Origin of the sequence: Terrimonas alba (assembly GCF_042434975.1) — a bacterium.
Classification (GTDB): Bacteria; Bacteroidota; Bacteroidia; order Chitinophagales; family Chitinophagaceae; genus Terrimonas_B; species Terrimonas_B alba.
On record NZ_JBHMQM010000006.1, the window covers coordinates 333,080 to 354,124 of the forward strand.

Here is a 21,045-nt window from a genome sequence, read left to right on the forward strand (position 1 = left end):
GGGGTTAGAGTTTACTCATTGAACATACAATAAATTCAAATCTGCTCTCAAGTCATTGGAGAACTTTATAGAGTGGAAATTCAATAAAAAGGATGTTTATCTCACAGAAGTCACCCAGATGTTTATCACCTATTATGAGTTTTACCTAAAGGCAGCTCAACAACTGCAGCACAATTCAGCAATGGGCAATATTAAAAAGCTGAAAAAGATCCTCCGGCCGTTTGAGTATAATAGAAAGGAAACCGCCGACTTAGAAATATATGCAATTGCAAGGGTTCTTGACTTGCCCATATTAAGTTTCATAACCGAAGCAACAGAGAATTTGATATTGAAAGTAGATGTTCTTAAAGAATGTCTGACATGCAATTAACCGAAAAGAATTAAAGTACCATCCTACACATTTCACTAAAGAGCAACTTCGTCCTAATTACAAAATGCTGCTCAAATAATTTGATAGAGATTTAATCTTTTGCGGTTCTACAGTTTACAATGAATTTGATTTACGAGTTGCGGGTTCGATAACTGATACATACGACCAGAACAAATTACTTCCAGAAATTGCCCATTTGTTTAATTGTTTAAAGGAAAGAAGTCTTCGGGTCGGTCATCACACTACTATTTCAGCATCAACTCTATCACCGGCACTTCAATGGCTGGCTTACCTGCCGGAAGTGTCAACACAATATCGTTGCCTTGTTCCTTGTACCTTAGTTCAGATGCGTCATGCAAAAACTGGGCATATTTTATTTTATCCCTGTAACCGGGCAGCACCAATGTTTGCGTATTATAACCCATCAGGTGAATATATATTCTTTTAGTGGCGGGGTTGTAAGTAAGTAACGTTTTTTCCGGAACTGCAAAACCCTCCGGCGCCTGCCTGCAATTGTAGATAGCTTTATTGTTGTATTTCATCCATGTGGCCATACTGTCCAATGCACGTTGCGCACGGTAGTCAAAGTAGCCTCTTGCAGTGGGCCCTACATTCAGTATCAGGTTGCCTCCCTTACCTGTTGCGGTAATCAGTAGTGTAAGGAGTTCATGATTTGTCTTCCATGTATTTTCATCACGGTAATAACCCCATGAACCGGAAAAGGTCTGGCAGGTTTCAAAGTATGTACCGGCAAACTTATTAAGCTCATCAGGCTTTACCTGTTCGGGTGTTACAAAATCGGCACCATCTTTATATTCGTCAAGGTCAAGCCTGTTATCGACAAGTATTCCCGGTTGTAATTTTCTTATCATCCTCAGCAGTTCAACTGATCCCCAGTCATCTTTGCCTTTGCCATGACCGTTGCTATTTGGATAAGAAAAATCCAACCACATAATATCTATCTTACCATAATTGGTAAGCAACTCTCTTATCTGGTTATGCAAATACGTTTTATACCTGTTCCAGTCCTTTCCTTTATTGAGCCGTGCATACGCAGAATCAGCTTCATTAGCTGGTTGCAGGGGATGCATTACATCAATGGTATAATCAGGATGATGCCAGTCGATCAATGAATAATAAAATCCAACTTTTAATCCTTCTGCACGAAATGCTTCGACAAACTCTTTTACTAAGTCCCTTTTAGCTATGGTGTTGGTGGCTTTGTAATCGGTATACTTTGAATCGAACAAGCAAAATCCTTCATGGTGTTTGGTAGTAAGCACCGCATACTTCATACCCGCTGCTTTGGCTTGCTTAGCCCATTCCTTCGGGTTGAACAAATCAGGATTGAAATTATCAAAATAAGGCTGGTATTGCGCATCGTCCATCCTTTCCCAACGCTTCACCCATTCATGTCTTGCTGCGCCTGCATATAAACCCCAATGTATAAACATCCCAAAGCGATCGTTTGTCCACCAGGCCATGCGCTGTTGCTTTTGTTCGGAAGTTTCCTTTCCAATTTGTTTTTTCTGCGCAAAACCTTGAACTGATGATATGATAATTAATACAACGAGTAAAAAATGTTTCAGTGATTTCATTTCAGCGATATTTATTATTACTTTATTATCCAAGAGATATCTCCCTACTCTCCTTTGGTGGATTATTATTTTAAATACCTTACTAATTGCCCTCCCAGTTTTTCATAACCCGCTTTATTGGGATGCAACCCATCTTCAAACAATGACTCATCAATATTTCCTGTTTTCTTCAGCAACACCGTTCCCGGATTAATATATTTAATGTGCAACAAAGCCGATAACCTTGCAATGCCTTTATTCACAACAACAATCCTTTTTTCCATTTGCCTTCTTGGTAGTATTCCTACTAATAAAACGGTTGCCTTTGGCTGGCGTATTTTAATTTGTTCTACCAGATTTTTTAGTCCCGCAATAATCTCTTCATCATTGTTGTCTGTCAAATTGTTTGTGCCAATCATCACTACTACATTATGGGTATTAAAACCATCCAGTTCATCATGATATATACGCCATAAAACATTTTCAATTTTATCCCAGCCAAACCCAAGATTGCGCATACCTGATGGTTGCAAATATTTATTCCATGAGGCGGCACCGCGGTTCAGAGGTGCTTTCGGTTCTCCACCCCAATAATGAATGATCGAGTTGGCAACAACAACAGACTTCGGCGGATCGGTTTTATTCAATTGCAGTATTTCGGCATGCCTGCTTCTCCAGTCATAATAACCATCCCTGCTTTGTATCACAGGAATAGTGGTGGATATATTGCCCGAAGGTTCCTGTAATATACTTCTTATAATTTTTTCATAGGCAGCTGCATACATCATCATGCCAATATCATTCGGATGAAGGCCATCAACAGTAGCGTCAATATTTAGGTTAATATCTTTATTCCCCAGAAGAAAAATATTTTGTATGCCTTCGTTTTTCAACTGTGCAAAAACGTTTCTCAGCACATTATTGACCCTCTCATATTCGTTACGTTTAGCCGTATCAATAATGTTTAACGTATTTCCACCGCTATGCTCTACAAGGAGTATAGGAGTTGAGGGATGCTTTTGCTGCAACTGGTTTACAGACTCCCTTACTCTTTTTTTTACTTCATCAGCTGTAAACCCTGCACCTGCAGTTAAATTAGGCAAGCAATCGAGTATATAAAGCTTCGCATCAATTTCAGCCATTAAATCAATAACGGATTTTTCCAGTTGCCCGCTTCCTGAAAAGCCAAGATTGATCAGCGGCCTGTCCAGTATTCTTTCGAGAATAGCCGTCCACGCAAGTCCGGGTCTTGTAGCACATGCACCTTGTGCAATGGATGTGCCGTACACAACAACAGGTTTCTCTGCACTCAACGGCATCGGCGTAAACTTTTTAGCAACCGGAACACCAATCTGCATCCATTGCACAGCATTATACAAGGGGAGAAACAACCGGTATTCACAATCCCTGCGTGGAAATACAGGATCCACTTCAAGGTTTGAAAAACGATATTCAATGGTATCCGCAAATGTAAATCTGCCCTGAGCCCATACCCATTTGCCGTTATGATCAATAGCATAAAGATCTATACCACTTACACCTGTTGCAGGCATGTGGTTCATGGCAAAATTCCCTTTGTTTTGTACCACATAGCGTACAACAATATCACTTGCGTCCGTTTTAAATTTTAGATACAGGCCGGCACTGCTGTGTGAGATATTCCACACATTAGGGTTCAATGTTTTTTCCGCACGGGCAGGGAACCGGTCGTACTTTTCTTTTACCTCATTTGGCCATGCCTGTCCTTCAATAACACGAAAAGAATTATCCGCAGGGTTCCACCATTTATATTCCTTTGTGTCTTGAGAAAGACAGGTTATCGTTTTTACAAAACATACAATCGCAACAGCCAAACATTTATAGCTCTTCATTGAATATAATTTCCGGTTAACTGCTGCATAGTGGCATCTCATTTATAAAGATTAAAATAAACTTTTAAGTCAGCCCATAAAAAGACTAAAATGAATCCAGCATCTTTTTTGCTTTTTTCAACATCGCCGCTGCTGATTGCCGCTCCAATGCTTTTATATGAAATTCGCTCAGCACTGCATCAAGTTGCTGCAATTTTTTGTGCTCACCATTTTTTATAAACTGCGCTTTCAGCAGGCGTATCTTTTCATATTCTTGTATACCTTCTATCAATCTTTCAAATCGAATGGAGCTGCCGCCGGGGTACACAAAATAGGTATCTCCCGAAGACCATGTGCTGAACCGTGCATCCTGCATGGGATTTTGCGGCCAGCAATTATAGGCCCATCGCAAATAACCATTATAATTTTGTGCAGCGGCATACCAGCCCAGCCATGCGGCTTCGGCCGGGGGAGAAAAAGTAAATGTGTTTGGATGCCCTTCCCAGCAATAGGTGTAATAGGTAGTAGGCAAGCCTGCCGCTACACGTTTTTCTTTGATTGCGCTATCAAACTTTTCTGCAGAAGCAATGCAATAATCATATATCTCGTTTGCTATTTCAGCGTGGTAGCTACCCGCCAATGAAATTTTAAAATCCTTATCTACACTTCTTACCAGCGCAATCACTTTCTGCATATCATCAAGTGGTCTTTCATCCATTGCTATAGCTGTTTTACCGAACCATCCTTTCTGTTTAAGATGCTTTGCAAAATCGGCAAGCATGGGCCGCCAATGCGCCTCATATTCCGGCGTTCCTGTTTTGGCGATGAGCAATGTGTCTTTCCCTGCGGTTTCATCATAATAATAGAACTTATTGTTCCAGGGAACCATCGTGTAACAGTTGATCAGCTTATCAATGCCAAGTTTCATCATATAGCTCACCCATTGGTCAAAGATGGAATAATCATAACGCCATGTCCGATCTTTTTTCTTTATCCATTTTATCATTGACTTATAAATATCATAAGTCTGTCCACGCCAGGGATCATAGATCATACTTACTGTAATGGCTTTCTGTCCTGCATTGGCCAGCATTTGCATAGAAGGGCGCATTAGATCAAAATGTTCTTTAGCCCAATCTTTTACAGCAAACAATCTTGCCACCGAATAAGGGTTCTGCCAGATATCCAGGTGGAACCGCCAGTCTTTTGGTGCAGCCAATACATGAGACTTAACATTTACTTTGTAAGTAAGTTCATAAGCTCTTTGATCAATAGTCACCTGCAGTTTACCTGAATAATTGCCTGCAACCGTATTCCGGGGAACAGCTATACTTAACCATACCGGTTGTACCGTATAAGCGTCTATGCTCTTTTCAGGAATAAAATCAATACCATCCGCAGACAAAGAAGAATCTGATTCATTTGCCGGCAGAATACCACAGCCATGACCATCTTTGTTCAATCCATCTGACAAAACATATCGCACAAAACCTGTTGTGACAGCGGAAGCGGAAATACGGTGCCCCCTGTTATCTGCTAAAGCACCCGCCTTAATAAACACTTTTGACAATTTTCTTTTTGCTACTATTACAAATTGCGTATGCACCCGTTCTCCTTTCCATGCTATAGTATTCCAGTTTTCTTGAGGAGTGCTAACAGCAGGGGCATTGTTTTTCTCATAGCGCATATTAATATCTGCAAAGCTTACCAGTATATCCGGAACCAGTGCATCCCATGATTGCTGATCAATTGGTTTGGGATTGGGAAACTCCCGGTAATCAATATTCTTGTTATGCTTATCGGCGGAATTTCCTATTTGTGCATATACAAAGCTGCACCACAGGCAAAGACATAAAATAAAAATGGTTCTGTAATTCATGATGAGTGATTAATAAAAAAAGCCGTTGGCGAGAACACCAACGACTACTGCTATGAACTGCTATTGATGAAACAAAACTTTGCTTATTATCTTTCCAGGAGAAATGCTTCCCGCTTCTTTTTTTATAAAGAGATTATCCTTAACCCAGCTTCTCTCCCACTCAAAAAAATCAGGCGCTTCGGGCTGTTCCCCTTTCATTTGTTTGCGCAAATACTCAAAATATATTTCCCAGCGCTTTTTGTAAAAACTATTCATCATACCACTCCACTCCTTGTAAGCATATTCATGCAGATAATCTTCTTTACGATTATGTTCTCCCCAATAGGTGATCAGCATCATTAGGTTCAGCATGTTGTTAGCCTTTTCTTCTGTCGTATGTCCGGCATTCACTGCCTGTTGCTGCCAGGTGCTTAACCTGTAGTAAGGATGTGTATTCAGCAAAGTATCTGTCAGGGCGCATAGTTGTAAAAAATGGTTTGCTGCCTTATCAAAAGCCAACCTGTTTTTTTCGTTGTATGCCATAACTATATTGGCAAATACAGTATCTGCTTTATTGGCCAATACCTGTCTTAATAAATCGACCAGGTCAATGTGGTAAGTATCACTTGCTTTGAATACAGGAGCTGCTTTTGCAAACAACTGCACTGCGTTTGAAAATACTTCAATATCATAATTCTTTTTTAAGGTACCCCAGCTTGAGACAGATTTGATTTGCAGGGCCGGCCTCGCACAAAGGATATTTTCAGGCGGGCCTTCCTGGTAACCGGGTATACTGTTATATGCGGTTTTCAAAAATAACTTCCAGGCGGCAACTATATCTGCATTGTATTTACCGTACCTGTACATAGTGAATGCTTTGATCCAGTCTTCAATATTCACATGATTCTTATGCCAAGCCAGCTCCAGCAAAATATCATACGAAACTGGATTGTTGTTAAGCCCTTCTGGCATGATACCACATCCTTTCATGTATTGCCCCCATTCGCTATTCCTTGCCCGGTAAGTTTCATCGGCATACCGTTGCAGCTTACCAAACAAGCCCAGTCTTTCTCCATAATTATTTACAATGCACCAGATAAACGGTGTGCCTTCATAAGCATTTCGCTTTTCCCAATTGTTGGTTACTTCACCAAACAGTTCCTGAACAAGAATATCCGGCTTGTTAAGATTAGCCAGCATGGCTTTTTTAGGATTATCCTGCCAACCCTGCAGCACCCATACAGCGCCTGGAAAATATTGTTGCATCGCTTGTTGAATAGCCGCGCCAGCCTTACCCAGGTCCACTCCTTCTGTTATACCACCTTCATGAAAAGGGTCACCTGAAAAGAAACGAATATTTTTGCCATACAATTTTTTTGTCTCTTCATAAAATATACCTGCAATACGGTTGAAAGCGGTATCAGTTGGATCAAGTATATCAGGCCTTACAAAAGCACCCCAGTTACCTTGTGCAATAATATGCGCTTTGGTTTTGTTCTTTAGGGTAGAAGGCACCATGCCATAAAACCCCGGCATTACCGGCTCGATACCTAATGATTGCATTCGTGCAATCATTTTCTGAACAAGTTTTTTTCTTTCATCAATTTGTGTTTGCGGCATTGCGCCACCCCAACCTTGTATATTGCCCATTAGCCACCATGCATTGTAAGCGGGGCCTGTTATATACTCATTGATTTCTTTTTCTGTATAGCCTAATCTTCTCAAAACATTTTGCCATACCGCTTCTTCACCATTCGCCACCAGCATCACATTTACACCATTCAATGCCATCCAGTCCAGTTCATGTTCCCAATCTTTCCAGGTATAAAAACTCATGGTGTAATTATAGGTGCAATAATTCAATGCATACCTGTATTGTGCAACAGCGTTTATTTTTACCGGCTTTTTTACAACAGGCAATGGATTAACCGCTGAAAGATTATCACCCATATGACTCATAGAACGGTGACAATAATATTTCAGGTACCAGTTAAGACCAACCGCTGCAGCGTTTGCACCGGATGCTTTTATAATCACCTGTTTATTATTTGTCACCAGTTCAAAGACATCGTTTGAATTTTCATTATTTATTTTTTCAAAAAAAACATGTTTATCAAGCCATGGTACCCTCCTGTGTATTAATTGTATTACAGCATCAAAATCGCCGGCAAATAATTGTAGGGGCAGTAATAGGAACAGTAAGTAAAGTCGTTTGTGCATTTTTAAATCACTATTGTTTTTCTTAATTAGTTTGATGGGATTCTTTAGTAGCCAGGCATAGTATTGCTATTAAAATTTTATTGCAAACCGCTTATCGCTTGTTGCTTCTGCTCGATTACTCCGTTATCACCACACCGAGAAACATCAGATTAAAATCTTTGTCCAGGTCTACTGTTGCGCCCCCTTGCTTATTTTATTATTTACAATTCTTAAATTCCTGTCTATGTCTGTGCTGCCATTTATATCGGTTGAAATAACAACACCACTGTTTTTTGCAGGAGAAACAGCCTGGATATGCAGATCGGGTGAAGATGTATTTGTTAATAAAGGGTCAATACCATTGGTAGAATTGGCATCTCCGCCGCAAGCTGTTTTCCATGCAGCATAGTCGGCATATTCCACGCCGTTCCATATCCATTTGGCAGTGCCGGTTGTGTAGTAAAGGTTATGATCAATTATATTGTTGCTTCCTGTTGATGTGTATTTATGTATAAACACATCATTTTCGGGTCTTGCATACACAATATTATTCTTAATGGTATTGTTATTGCAGTTTTCAGTAAGTCTTATTTCACCTTCCACTTCACCGAAAGCACCCCGCTCCCGGTTGTTGTAAAAAATCGTGTTATTTACTACGGCGCAGTTATTGGTGCCTCCTGTTGTATAGTTGAGATATCCGCCTAAATATATACCTGTACGCCAGCAATTATAGACAAAATTGTTTCTTACAATACAGTTTTCCGTAGGATAAGCATCATTCTCGCTAACAATACCGATTCCCCTGTCGGCCTCATGCACTTTGTTTCTTTCAACGATAATATTCCTGGCGCCATCTATATAAATTCCAATTGCTCCATGTCCATGGGCACCGCCGATAGGCCCGGTCGTCATATCTATATTATAAATTTCATTATCGCTGATGATACCGTTTCGTGCATAATTAAATGCGGATACACTGTTTGCCCAGTATCCGCCAGCCGCATCAATGCCTATATTTTCTGCGTTATAAATCTTATTTCTTCGAATGATAAATCCGTCTACGTATCCATTGATAGTAAGATTTTCGCTGTAACCCGTATTGCAATCGTGAATTTCGTTGTCTTCTACAAGAATGTTTTTCATAGCAATACTTGTATTGCCGATGATCTCAATACCATGACCGCTTCTTCCATCAGCAGGAGCAACATTATGCTCGATATTGTATATTTTATTTTTTCTTATGGTAATATTTCCTGAGCCCTCATTTACCAATATTCCGTTTATATTAACCCATGGTGTGCTGCTTTTATAATTACAAACATCAAATCCCTCGAAAACAATATAGTTGACATTGCTGATGGTAACCAGCGCCTCCTTGCCGGTAATAGAAAGACCTGTACCATCAATAACCGGTTTTTCGCCCGTGTAGGCTTTTAACGTGATGTGTTTATCTAGTCTTCCAGATTTCTGAAAAGACACTTTCTCATAATAGATCCCTGTTCGTACTATTACTGTATCTCCCGGATTAGCTTTGCTCAACGCTGTATTAATACCCCGCAGGGGATTATCGACCGTTCCAGCATTGGCATCACTGCCGGTTGTTGCTACAAAATATGTACGAGAAGTATTGGTATTGTTTCCTGTTGAAACGGGTATGCTGCTTTTTTTACTGCAGCCTGTCATCATTGCAAAAAGCAGCGTCAACGAAAATATCTGTTGCATCTGGTGAGTACTTTTTTGTTTTTGCCGAATGAGAATCCGGAAGAGGTAGGATTATGCCACCCTGCGTGATTGTGTTACATTAGCCGGGAAAATGTCATGATAACAGTTCTATGCCGTTATCGTCAAACGTCATGAAAATTATTCTGAAACAATTTTTCTTATCCTGTTATTATTCTTATCCAATACATACACTGTTCCGTACTTATCAACAGCGACACCTGTCGGCGCACTGAATGCAGCAGCTTCACCAATGGCGTCTGAATAGCCTGCACTGCCGCTACCCGCAAAGGTGCTTACCTCCCATGTACCGTTTTTGATGTGTCGTACAGATTGATCTGTATTGTAAGTGCCACCATCCCATGTGCCATTACCCGCAACATAAAGATTACCATCTGCATCAACAGCAAGTCCCCAGGGATGATCAAATTTTGCTGCCGTTCCCGTTGCATTTACATAACCTGCTGTCCCTTGCGTACCGGCAATGATATTGTTCTCCCATACACCTGCTGTAAATTTTCTTATCACATTCTCTCCATTAACCGATACATACAAATTGCCGGTATTATCAAAGTCTATACCTGCCGGGTAATTAAGCCCTGTAATCACAGGGGCTGCATTCCATTGGGAAGGAACCTGGTAAACATTACCACTTCCATCGCAACTGGAATAATATACATAACCGGTAGTTTTATCCACTGCAACACTCCATGGCGCCTGTCCTCCCCATGCCCAGGTAACTGCATTACCATCGGGAGATATTTTTCTGATATCCCAATTGCCCGGGTCAACAGCATAAACATTTCCATCTGCATCAAGCGCCACATCGTAAGGAAGACTGAATTTCGCAGCGGTACCCTGCCCATCTGCATAGCCGGAACTATTAGGATTACCTGCAAACGTGGTCACATTTCCAAGGCTATCTATTTTCCTGATGCAATGATTGCCGGGATCCGCAACATATACATTCAGATTATCATCAACAGCCAATCCCATACTCCTGTACCATACCTCCCCATTAAAATTGAACATGGCATCTGCGCCGGGTCCGTTGGAAAAACCGGCAGTGCCATTGCCTGCCAATGTTGTAACCGTTCTTGTAAATACATAGTTAAATACGCCGGAACTTACTGCACTATCGCTACCAATTTTTACAATTACATTTCCACTGCCGCATTTTTTTGGTACAACAGCCATGATCTGGTTACCGTTTGCACCAATTATAGCAAGTTGATTGCCATTTATAGATACATCTATCTGTGATGTATCCATCGAAAAATTAGAACCAGTTATCAATATTTCTGTACCGCCACCGCCTTGTTTGGCAACAAAGTCATCGATGGTCATAGGAGCGCCGGCTGTATGTGTAAACCCCTTATCTTTTTTACAGCCGATAAAAATTGCCATAGCTGCAAAAAGGCTGAACAATAAGTGCCGATTTTTTTTATTGCTTATCATAACTGTTAGTTGTGATTAGGAAAATATTTTTAAAAAAATTTATTACCGTTGTATTTATTTTTATTGGCCCGGCTGTATTACTACTATTAGGCTTCCGTTGCGCCGTCCCGATAGCTATCCGGATGCGTTCTTTTCACTATTGAGCAAAACGAAATATGGTGTATAGTCAGACCGGGACGGTCAGCCGGACCCATAAAAAACTGAATGAACTAAAATTACCAACCCGGATTTTGTACCAATGCCTGGTCTCTTTCAATATCTGTTTGCTGTATAGGAAACAAATACATTTTATCATCCCAATATCGTTGCTGAAACAATGTTCTTGTATAGAACCCCGTATAAGAGAAACCAAGACCCCCATCATCACCATTTACATTCATGCCATAAATAGTTTGTATTCCTGGCTCCTTCATCATCAGCCTTCGTATAAGTGTATAATAGCGGTCGCTTTCAAAACATAGTTCCACATTTCTTTCACGCAGAATATGTTTACGCATCAGCTCTTTATTGCCAACTGCATCGGGATATATTGTTTCGATACCGGGAAGCCCGGCCCTTGCTCTGACCATGTTGAGATAGGTTACGATATCCGGATGGGAAGGATCGTATTCATTTAATGCTTCCGCATAATTGAGCAATATTTCAGCATAGCGGATCAATATATATGGCCCGTGATAAGAAGTTACATCGTTCCTGATATTATCGTTAGGGCTTATTCTTTTCAGCAGATCATAGCCTGTTATATTATTGCTGCCAGCAGCTTTTTGTCCCGATTTACCATTGTAATATAACTCTACACGACCTTTACCGTCCTTATTGGCATCAGAGGAAAAATAATTTTTATCATCGGTTGAAGAAGCAGGCAAAACAGGGCGGCCGTTATACTGGATGTATGCATAAAACCTTGGTTCACGGTTGGCATACATGTTCCATTCTCCTTTTTTATGTCCCCATGACTTAGCGGCATCAGTGCCTGCGAAACCAGTCTCCACATAACCCGAAGCAGGATCATCTATGGTTCTTCCATTATTCATCGAAAACGCATCTACTATATTCTGGGTAGCGTTGTACATATTATAACCACCGGGACCGGGAGAAGCGCATTTTGTAAAACCCCATGTCCACCAATTATTGTTAGCGAAAATTATTTCGTTGTTCCAGGTGGTTGTAAAAATATTGCGCACGGATAAATAAGGATCAAAGGTTGCATCGCCTTCGTCTATATTGGTAAAAAGTTTATAAGCATTCAGATCAATAACGGCTTTGGCGGCATCTGCAGCAGTTTTCCATTTATTGGCATCGGATGTTGTTGGTGCCAATGGCGTACCATCCAAATTTTTAAAATTAGCAAAGCGTGGATTTCCATTCCACAGCGGACTTGCCGCATGTAAAGCAATTTGTGCTTTTACAGCCAGGCAGGCTCCTTTGGTGGGTCTTCCATAATTACTGGATGAAGGCCATGCATGCGGAAGCCCTTTAGCAGCTTCATCCATTAACTTATTTATCTCTGCCACACAGGTATCAAATGGAGCACGGGGATATTGATTGAAATCCGCATCCCTTGCAATCGGTTCTGTAAGTTTTACAAAAGGGCCGTACTGTTTCAATAGTTGCCAGTAATACCATCCACGTAAATATCTCACTTCGGCTTTGTATTGAAGTTTCAATTCATCACTCATTTCCGCTGCAGGAACATTATCGATATTGGCTTCAAAAACAAATGATTTGCGGATGCCGGTATAAAAATTGCCCCATGTATAAAAATACCAGCTTGCCGAACTCCAGTTTCCACTAACCATTTGCCTTACATTAACGGTGGGTATGCAAACGGATGATTCATCACTGGCGCCCATACTCGCCCAGTCACCACCATCCGTGTTGTACACATAAGAATATACATTATACAGGTGTGCTTCGGCATTGGCTTTGGTTTGCCAAACCTGGTCTTCTGTTAAAAGATTGTCTGGTTTTTTATCCAGGTACTTTTTGCAGGAAAAAAGCACAACGGATAACATAGCCCAAAAGATGATTCTACAATAGATATGCTTGTTCATGTTATTAATTCGTTTAGCAGTTTTAAAATTGTGCCCTTACGCCAACAGTTATTGTTCTTGCATAAGGATATTGCGCCCCGTTTGAACCCATTTCAGGGTCCCACAATTTGAATTTTGAAAACGTCAGCAAATTGGTACCCGAGAGATAAAATTGCAGACTGGTTATACCACTGTTTACCGTGGAAGCAGTTTTTGTAAATTGATTTTTGATGTTGCTGCTGCGTGTCCTGCCGCTGCTACCAAGCTTAATAGTATATGCTGCAGTAGCCTGCTTCAAACGCATAAAACTGCCATCTTTCAACCACCATGTACTGCCGAGATAATTATTGTCGCTGGTGTTGGTAATAGTAAGCCTTGGATAATCTACATCCTGACTGGAATTATCTTTTGTCCATCGGCTGGTTACATTAGAAAGTACATTGGCGGGATATTGACCAATGCCCGCAAATGGTATTATACCTACTCCATCACTGCCTCTTCCATTGCCTAAAATACCTGATCCATTTGCCATAATACCTACATCTGCAACACCCGCAAAAAGCGCTGACACTTCAAAATTTTTATAGCCAACATTAAAACCAAAGCCATAAGACCATGCAGGGAAAGATGATTTACCCAAATACGTCCAGTCAGATGCATTAACCGTTCCATCTCCATTCATGTCCGCATACTTGATGTCACCCGGATATACAGTTCTTGTTTGTGTGGGACTTTTATCTACATCGCCCTGGTCAACAAACAAACCCTGGCTTATATAACCAGTGAATTCACCATAGTGATGTCCTTCTGGTTGCTGGTAAGCAAAAGTGCGTTTGGGATTATCAGCATATAATATTTTGTTTTTGGCATAGGTGACATTGCCAAAAAGACGAAGACTTATATTTTTTCCAATGCGTTCATTATACTCAATGCTGCCATCAATGCCCTTATTTTCCATCTCACCAAGATTGGCATAAATAGCCAGGCTGCTATAACCCGCGATGGGCGAAATAGAATTACGGTTAATTAAAATATCAGTTCTTTTATCACGGAAGACATCCGCTATTATATTTATTTTGTTGAGCAATCCTATTTCAATACCAATATTATCTTTTGTAGATTTTTCCCAGGTAAGATTAGGTGTACCCAATACAGTTTCTGCAATGCCTCCATAGTAAGTAGGTGATAGTCCAAATGCAGCTCCTGATGCACCATCTATATAAGTAAGGTATCCAAACCTGTCGCCACCAATCTGGTCATTGCCGGTTACGCCATGAGAAGCTCTCAATTTAAGCAGTGTTACGAACGGTCTGAAACTTTGAAAAAAATTCTCTTTTGAAATTACCCAACCGGCAGACACTGCGGGGAAATAACCCCATCTGTGTCCTTTGGCAAAATTTTCGGAGCCAGTAGCGCCGGCATTTACTTCTGCCAGGTATCTGTCCATAAATGAATACGTAATTCTTCCTGCCATGCTTTGGTTGCGGAAAGGAATGGCTGTCTTCAAACTGCCGGCAGATCCTATCACACGATTCCGGATATTGGCTACGGCTAGTGCACCGATATTATGTTTACCAAAACTCCGGTCATAAGAGATATTGCCTTCGAGATACATTACTCTTTCTCCGCTTGAATAAGTAGAATAGCCAAGATAGGTAGAGCCTGTTCTTACATGCTCAAAAACAAGATTACCGTTTGGATCCCGTGAACCTGCAAACCACAGATCATTATTACTGGTTCTTGAAGTGCCAAATTCGCCATATGTATCAAAAGAAAACCTGGCCAAGGCACTTAATCCTTTTGTTATACGATCCAATTTTTGATTAAGCGTTAATACAGATTGTACAGATGGCTTGAACTCTGTGCTGTATCCTGCATTTTGAACTAAGTTGTAAGGATTCACACCTCCGTTATTGCGGGGACCAGCCCATTTATTGCCCGGGTATTGCACAGGAAACGCTACAGGGTTGGTGGCAAAAGAAGAATACCAGATTGTAGAAGCAGAGTTACCCGGATAACGGCTGTTGACCAGCATAGAAGCTATATTCAGAGATAATACAGTACTTGTAGTCAGGTTAATATCAATATTGCTTCTGAAATCATACCTTTTAAAATTAAGATTGGGATTGTAGCCATTTGCTTTCGATACGCTATACTGGCCATCCTGGTTATAAAAACTCATGGAAACATAATATCGCATCGCTTCACCACCGCCACTAACGTTGATGTTGGCATTGGTCATCGGGGTCCAATCTTTATAAACTGTATTGATCCAGTTTACATTTGGGCAAAGCCAGGGATCTAATCCACTTTCGGTTTTCTTTATCACTTCATCGCTATAGGTTACCGTACCGGAAGTGTTGGAAGGATCGTTTAACTGCGCTTCGTTGTACAATTTCATGTACGTAACACCATCCAGCATCTTAGGCAGCCTGGTCAGACCGTTGATGCCTGTTTCTACTTTTGCAGCGATTCTTGGTTTACCTGCAACTCCTCTTTTAGTAGTGATGATCAAAACACCGTTAGCACCCCTGGCGCCATAGACAGCCGTAGCCGAAGCGTCTTTCAATAAAGAGATGCTGGCAATATCTTCAGGATCTATATTGTTAAATGCACCGCCATAAGTACTGTTCACATCATCACGTTGCACACCATCAACAATGATCAACGGCGTCACACTGCCTGTAAACGTACCAATGCCGCGAATGGTAAAAGTGGGATTATCGTAACCCGGTTCACCACCGCCGCTTGCCATAGAAATAACACCGGCCACTTTACCGGCTAGCGCATTGGTTAAAGAACGTACAGGGGTTTGCATGTCCTCCATGTTAACAGATGCCACGGAGCCTGTAACACTTATTTTCTTTTGCTTGCCATAACCTACTACCACTACTTCGTTTAGTTGATCGGTTTTATTTTTTAAAGTGACCCTGAGAATGCTTTTATCTTTCACCGTCACCTCCTCTGTTTGCATACCTACATTTGAAACAGAAAGGACATCTCCCGGCTGCGCTTTCACGGAGAATATCCCCAGTTGATCCGTTACAACCGTATTGTCGGCTTTACCTTTTACCGTTACTGTTGCACTAACCAGGGCCTTTCCATCCGCGTCCATCACCTGCCCCTTTACAATATTTTCATCCAAACTTTTATCAATAATTGTTTTCTGGGTATTGAGTTCCTGTTTTACATTCGGTTGCTTTTCATTCAGCAAAAGCCGGTTGCCACGCAACTCATAACTTATATTTTTATCTTTAAAAATATAGGTCAAGACTTCTTCCAGGCTTGTGTTTTTAAAATCCAGGGTTATTTTTTCATTGTCATCGAGCAACTGGTTACTATAAAAAAATGTAAGCCCCGTCTGTTTTTTAATAGTTTTAAATACACGTAGTAAAGGGATCTTGTTGCCTGTAACGGTTACCTGTGTTTGGAGTGATGCTGAGTTTGCCTGTGCATGTGCATTGGAATGTTGCAACAGGATAAGTACACACAATGCTAGCAACCAGGGAACTCCCCTTGTGAACCGGCTGTGACTAATCAGAAATTTTCTCATTTTTAAGCAGAATTTATGTTGTTCAATGTTTTGGCAGGCCGACTGCAATGTGTACCTGTTTATATTTCTACAGTTAACTATAAGAAATGGGTGAAGTAAGAGGAATATTTTTTCGAATATTTATAAAAAGAAAGCCATGTTATTCCTGCAATAGCTACTGTACTCTATATGGTCAGCAAAGAATGAAGAGAGCCAGTGTTGTTTGTACCAACTTATATTACAGCATTCGATTGTTTATGACGTAAAAATTAAAAACTGGCAAGCATGTAAGTTTCTATTTCAGATGGAGTTCATTGCCCGAATAATAGTAATCGATTTGAGCAGTAGTTTTAAGATCATTCAAAAAATCCGTGAGTTTGTTTTTGTCCAGCATGCCTGTGACGGATTTACCGGCAAAATCATTTTTGTTAAGGATGATCTTAACGCCATAACAACGGGATGCTGCAACAGCCAGATCTGCAACAGGAATATTGTGAAAATAATAAACACCATTTATCCAGGACAGTACATCATCTTCATCAAACACGTCTGACACAAACCCTTTTGCTACTTCATAATTCGCCGCATAACCGGATGTTAGTTCCATATTCTTTCCATCCTTACTTTTTGTGAGCACTTTACCTTCTACCAATGCTGTTTTTATATTTCCCGTTTCGTAGGTATTGATGTTAAATGAGGTACCCAACACTTGTACCTGCGTAAGTGGGGTATGAACAATGAATGGATGGGCAACATCTTTTGCTACTTTAAAATAAGCTTCGCCCTCTACATACACTTCCCGTCGATGCCCGTAAAACCGGGATGGGAAACGCAGTTTGGTAGCGGCATTCAGCCACACTTCGGTGCCATCTGATAATACTATTTTATAATTTTCTCCGGCCGGAACCGATAAAGTGTTTTGCATGGTATCTGTAGCACTGTATTGTAAAGTGCCGTCATCGGTATTTATAGTTCCATTGTCCAGCGCAATGGTTTTGGCAGAATCTTCTTTGCTTAATTCAAAAGTTTTACCGTCAGCAAGAACAAGGCTTACTGACTGCCTGTTCTTTTCAACAGCAGCGGCTATTTTCTCCTTATCAACTATTTTTTCGTTTCCGAAAAAAGTAAAATATGTTCCTCCTATCAGTACCAAAAAAACGGCTGCAACAGCTAATATTTTTTTTAAAGAAACAGATTGAATACGGGATTGCTTCGCGTCATTTAATCTTTGTTTCAGCTCATACAGATCATGCCCAACGTTGATGTGCTCAAGAAAAGAATCTGCTTTTAATGTTCTGCTTTCTTCTTCCAATTCATGCCATATCTCTCCGAATGAAGCGTCATTTGCCAGCATTTTCTCCACATATTTTTCATCTTCAGGAGAAAGATTGCCTGACAGTTTTTCCATAAACAATTCAAAAACCTGTTCGTAACTGTGCTTCATCATTAGTAATACAGTGATAAACCTGAAACAGGTTAATTGTTTTTATTATTTTTTTCTCCAAGCCGTAAAATTTTAAGTCCGCTTTTTAAATGGGTTTTAAACGAATTGATACTAATCCCCATTTCATCAGCGGCTTCCTGGTATCTTTTACCTTTTAAATACACCATTTGGATGGCCACCTTTTTTTGACCGGTCATGCCTTCCAGTGCACCTTGCATTTGGCCATAATAATCCGGCCCTTCATCATGCGGCGAGCTTTTAGCATCCTGCAGGTCGGTAAAAGCCTTATGATTTTTATTCCTTGTTTTTTGTTTGCTGATCTCGTTAATGCACCGGTTTTTGACAGCACGGAATAAATACCCTTTGATTTCGTCATGAAAATGCAGGTATAATTTTTTCTCCCATATATCGAGAAAAAATGTTTGCACGAGGTCTTTAGCCTCCTGCTCATCTTTCAAAAAGAAATAGGCGCTTATGCAAAGCAGCTTATAATATTTCACAAATAAATTATCGTAAGCAGACAGATCACCGTTCTTTAACTGTTCTACAATCTGTATGTCCTCTTGTTGTTGCATTAACAATTAGTAAATGGTTCCTTCATGAAAAAATAATACCGTTATGAATATAGCTAACTTTAATATTCCCGGAATGCACAACCGATTGTGCTATTTTTCACTTTTCGGTTCATAAAAACAATTAATGCCGCCGCCGGCAATATCACATATAAAATGCCTCTAAAATTCTCCTTTGGGTCATTATAATATTTCCGCATACGTAAAACTGCCATCTAAATAAAATAATGCGGTGATTTGCTACTATTAACTTATTGTTGAGTTGATCAGCCGTTACGCATCATCCGCTTAAAAAAAATCAACGCGACTTAATTTTTACAGATGGGATCTTCCCCCCGGTACCTATCCGTTCAAATAGTTAGGCTTTGATATACTGAAAGGGGCACAAACTTCTTTTATTTTTAACTACACTGGGAGATGATTGGTGATAGGAAGGACGGAGCAGTTTTATCATGCTCTGTCCCCACCCGTTCAACTGTCATCTTAGTTTCTACCAAGATCTTATCTGACACTGGAGATAACTCTCAGCAACACCATTGATAAATATCAGGAATACTAAAAACTCCACTTCATCCTAAAAAAACAACGGTGGTTAATTGCTTCAAATTGATTATTTAACTCAGCAAAGAAAGATTGCCATACCAGGTTTATATCCAGGTTGGCAGCCAGGTTATATTGAAGAGAAGGGAAAAGAATGAACAGGTTAGTGCCCGGAGCATACAATACACTCATGTTAGCAGAGAATAGCGGGGTAAATTCTTTGGCAGTGATTATAATCATATTCCATTTTGTCGGCATCAGGTTTTCCGGCGAGAATTTCAGATTTATCCTGCTCCATTCATTCACCGGTTTGTATAATCCGTGATTGGTAAATAAGAATCCCAGGTTGACATACCAGCCCTTTTTGAACATATAATCTCCTTCCAGCGACATATTGAAATGATCCATTGAATCCTTACTGCCAAAAAAATACTGGGCCTCTCCTTTAAATCCCGCATCTTTTATATTGCCGGCCCAGCCAGCGCCAAATGTGGGATGCGCATTATACCAGCCGGTAATGAGCTGCATATCATAATTCCATTTGTTGAGTGAATATTTTAACGCGGCTACATCTCCGTCCTTTTTGCCGGTATGTGCATAGGCCAGTTCGGCATTGAAGGAACTACTGAAAATATATTTAAACTTGCCTCCGTCAACTCCTGGTCTCTCTTCATAATCGAAATCGAGAAAATTATAAACATTAAAAATATCATTGGGGTTCCAGGTTGTAGCGATGCCCCAATTGATGCGTTGCCTGCCTATCCGTACATTTAGTTCGTTATCCTGGTAGTCGAAATACAGGCGCTCCACATTGGAATGCAATACCAGCGATTTATTTTTTATCCAGGCTTTTTGCAGGTTGACTTTCTCATTATCGTTTCGCAGCAGGGAAGCAAACCCCGGCGTAAGCTTAACCTCTTCTCCCCAATACAAGCGGTTACGTATGTCACTGGCAGCCGTTATTCTTTCCGATGGTTTCCACTTTATGTTGAGCCGGTTGTGAATAAGATTACCTGTGATCAGTTCTTTAAAATCTTTATCAAAACTGAGCGTTTGCAAATCTTTTATATAGCCGCTGATGGTTAACTTTTTCGGCAATGCTGTAGTATCCTGGGCATTTGCTACTACAATTTGCAAAGCAAAAAAAATAGATAGCAGCTTTTTCATTTTGACATAATTGTTTCTTCATGGGCAAGGGAAACAGAGGCAGTATCATTAATTATTCTTCCATCTACTAAGGTGATCACTCTTCTTGCCCGGTCAATTACCCGCTGATCATGTGTTGAAAAAAGAAAGGTGATATTTTCTTCTTTATTGAGTTTAGCCATGATGTCTAAAAGATTGGAAGCAGATTTGGAATCGAGGTTAGCCGTTGGTTCATCTGCCAGGATAAATTGAGGTTTGGATGCCAGTGCCCTTGCTACGGCAATTCTTTGCTGCTGCCCCCCGGATAGTTTTGAAGGTCTTTCATTTAATTTATCTTCCAGCCCAATTTGTTTAAACAATGTTTCAACTCTTTTTTCCCGGTCAATTTTTTTCATTTTTTGCAATTGCATGATGAACTCTACGTTTTCTTTAGCTGTTAACACCGGAATTAAGTTGAATGACTGAAATACAAAGCCGATGTTTTTGAGCCGGAAATCAATTAGTTCATTAGCTGATAGTTTGGTAATGTCTATACCATTGATATAAATATTTCCTTCGTCTGGCTTATCCAATCCGCCAATCAGGTTGAGCAGGGTTGTTTTACCGGATCCCGATGGGCCAACCAGGGCCGTAAATTCGCCGCGTTGCAAATGCAGATGAACATTATTGACCGCATACACCGGGATCGTTTCGGGATTATAGACCTTGCTGATATTATGTGCATCAATCACAGTTTGCATAATGATC

Annotated in this window: 12 protein-coding genes and 1 pseudogene; 1 reads left to right on the forward strand and 12 read right to left on the reverse strand. The window is 40.5% G+C overall.

The annotated features are described in order from the left end of the window. Nucleotides 1-34: 34 nt before the first annotated feature. Nucleotides 35-370, forward strand: a pseudogene (locus ACFEL9_RS18665) (phage integrase SAM-like domain-containing protein); the annotation flags it as partial. A gap of 245 nt (nt 371-615) precedes the next feature. Here ACFEL9_RS18665 and ACFEL9_RS18670 read toward each other — a convergent pair. From ACFEL9_RS18670 to ACFEL9_RS18725, 12 genes are all read right to left on the reverse strand, one after another. After that, nucleotides 616-1,968, reverse strand: a complete 1,353-nt coding sequence (locus ACFEL9_RS18670; RefSeq protein WP_385893429.1) for an alpha-L-fucosidase — start codon at nt 1,966-1,968, stop codon at nt 616-618. Nucleotides 1,969-2,033: 65 nt separating this feature from the next. Next, nucleotides 2,034-3,818: an SGNH/GDSL hydrolase family protein gene (locus ACFEL9_RS18675; protein WP_385893432.1), complete on the reverse strand. Its 1,785-nt coding sequence runs from the start codon at nt 3,816-3,818 to the stop codon at nt 2,034-2,036. A gap of 85 nt (nt 3,819-3,903) precedes the next feature. Continuing rightward, nucleotides 3,904-5,676 (reverse strand): DUF4091 domain-containing protein, encoded by a 1,773-nt coding sequence (locus ACFEL9_RS18680; protein ID WP_385893435.1) that lies wholly within the window; start codon nt 5,674-5,676, stop codon nt 3,904-3,906. A gap of 60 nt (nt 5,677-5,736) precedes the next feature. Further along, nucleotides 5,737-7,875 carry an alpha-N-acetylglucosaminidase gene (locus ACFEL9_RS18685; RefSeq protein ID WP_385893438.1) on the reverse strand — a complete coding sequence of 713 codons (2,139 nt, stop codon included), beginning with the start codon at nt 7,873-7,875 and terminating at the stop codon, nt 5,737-5,739. 168 nt (nt 7,876-8,043) lie between these two features. Continuing rightward, the gene (locus ACFEL9_RS18690; protein WP_385893441.1) at nt 8,044-9,576 is read right to left on the reverse strand and encodes a right-handed parallel beta-helix repeat-containing protein; all 1,533 of its coding nucleotides are present in this window, start codon (nt 9,574-9,576) and stop codon (nt 8,044-8,046) included. Between the two features lie 138 nt (nt 9,577-9,714). Beyond that, nucleotides 9,715-11,031: an IPT/TIG domain-containing protein gene (locus tag ACFEL9_RS18695; protein ID WP_385893444.1), complete on the reverse strand. Its 1,317-nt coding sequence runs from the start codon at nt 11,029-11,031 to the stop codon at nt 9,715-9,717. A 215-nt stretch (nt 11,032-11,246) separates the two neighbouring features. Continuing rightward, nucleotides 11,247-13,085 carry a RagB/SusD family nutrient uptake outer membrane protein gene (locus ACFEL9_RS18700; protein ID WP_385893447.1) on the reverse strand — a complete coding sequence of 613 codons (1,839 nt, stop codon included), beginning with the start codon at nt 13,083-13,085 and terminating at the stop codon, nt 11,247-11,249. Nucleotides 13,086-13,107: 22 nt separating this feature from the next. Continuing rightward, on the reverse strand, nt 13,108-16,617 hold the full coding sequence (locus ACFEL9_RS18705; RefSeq protein ID WP_385893450.1) for a TonB-dependent receptor: 3,510 nt from the start codon (nt 16,615-16,617) through the stop codon (nt 13,108-13,110). A 274-nt stretch (nt 16,618-16,891) separates the two neighbouring features. Further along, nucleotides 16,892-18,043, reverse strand: coding sequence for a FecR family protein (locus ACFEL9_RS18710; RefSeq protein ID WP_385893453.1), 1,152 nt, complete (start codon nt 18,041-18,043; stop codon nt 16,892-16,894). A gap of 29 nt (nt 18,044-18,072) precedes the next feature. Continuing rightward, on the reverse strand, nt 18,073-18,615 hold the full coding sequence (locus tag ACFEL9_RS18715; protein WP_385893456.1) for an RNA polymerase sigma factor: 543 nt from the start codon (nt 18,613-18,615) through the stop codon (nt 18,073-18,075). 552 nt (nt 18,616-19,167) lie between these two features. Then, the gene (locus ACFEL9_RS18720; RefSeq protein ID WP_385893459.1) at nt 19,168-20,319 is read right to left on the reverse strand and encodes a hypothetical protein; all 1,152 of its coding nucleotides are present in this window, start codon (nt 20,317-20,319) and stop codon (nt 19,168-19,170) included. Then, a complete protein-coding gene (locus tag ACFEL9_RS18725) occupies nt 20,316-21,038 on the reverse strand; it encodes an ABC transporter ATP-binding protein (RefSeq protein WP_385893462.1) in 723 nt (240 codons plus the stop codon). The genes ACFEL9_RS18720 and ACFEL9_RS18725 overlap by 4 nt, the downstream gene beginning before the upstream one ends. Between the last annotated feature and the right edge of the window lie 7 nt (nt 21,039-21,045).

What these genes read in the sequence shown, in the direction of transcription:
- ACFEL9_RS18670 (WP_385893429.1), bottom strand. Translation starts at nt 1,968, where the DNA reads ATGAAATCACTGAAACATTTTTTACTCGTTGTATTAATTATCATATCA.
- ACFEL9_RS18675 (WP_385893432.1), bottom strand. Translation starts at nt 3,818, where the DNA reads ATGAAGAGCTATAAATGTTTGGCTGTTGCGATTGTATGTTTTGTAAAA.
- ACFEL9_RS18680 (WP_385893435.1), bottom strand. Translation starts at nt 5,676, where the DNA reads ATGAATTACAGAACCATTTTTATTTTATGTCTTTGCCTGTGGTGCAGC.
- ACFEL9_RS18685 (WP_385893438.1), bottom strand. Translation starts at nt 7,875, where the DNA reads ATGCACAAACGACTTTACTTACTGTTCCTATTACTGCCCCTACAATTA.
- ACFEL9_RS18690 (WP_385893441.1), bottom strand. Translation starts at nt 9,576, where the DNA reads ATGCAACAGATATTTTCGTTGACGCTGCTTTTTGCAATGATGACAGGC.
- ACFEL9_RS18695 (WP_385893444.1), bottom strand. Translation starts at nt 11,031, where the DNA reads ATGATAAGCAATAAAAAAAATCGGCACTTATTGTTCAGCCTTTTTGCA.
- ACFEL9_RS18700 (WP_385893447.1), bottom strand. Translation starts at nt 13,085, where the DNA reads ATGAACAAGCATATCTATTGTAGAATCATCTTTTGGGCTATGTTATCC.
- ACFEL9_RS18705 (WP_385893450.1), bottom strand. Translation starts at nt 16,617, where the DNA reads ATGAGAAAATTTCTGATTAGTCACAGCCGGTTCACAAGGGGAGTTCCC.
- ACFEL9_RS18710 (WP_385893453.1), bottom strand. Translation starts at nt 18,043, where the DNA reads ATGATGAAGCACAGTTACGAACAGGTTTTTGAATTGTTTATGGAAAAA.
- ACFEL9_RS18715 (WP_385893456.1), bottom strand. Translation starts at nt 18,615, where the DNA reads ATGCAACAACAAGAGGACATACAGATTGTAGAACAGTTAAAGAACGGT.
- ACFEL9_RS18720 (WP_385893459.1), bottom strand. Translation starts at nt 20,319, where the DNA reads ATGAAAAAGCTGCTATCTATTTTTTTTGCTTTGCAAATTGTAGTAGCA.
- ACFEL9_RS18725 (WP_385893462.1), bottom strand. Translation starts at nt 21,038, where the DNA reads ATGCAAACTGTGATTGATGCACATAATATCAGCAAGGTCTATAATCCC.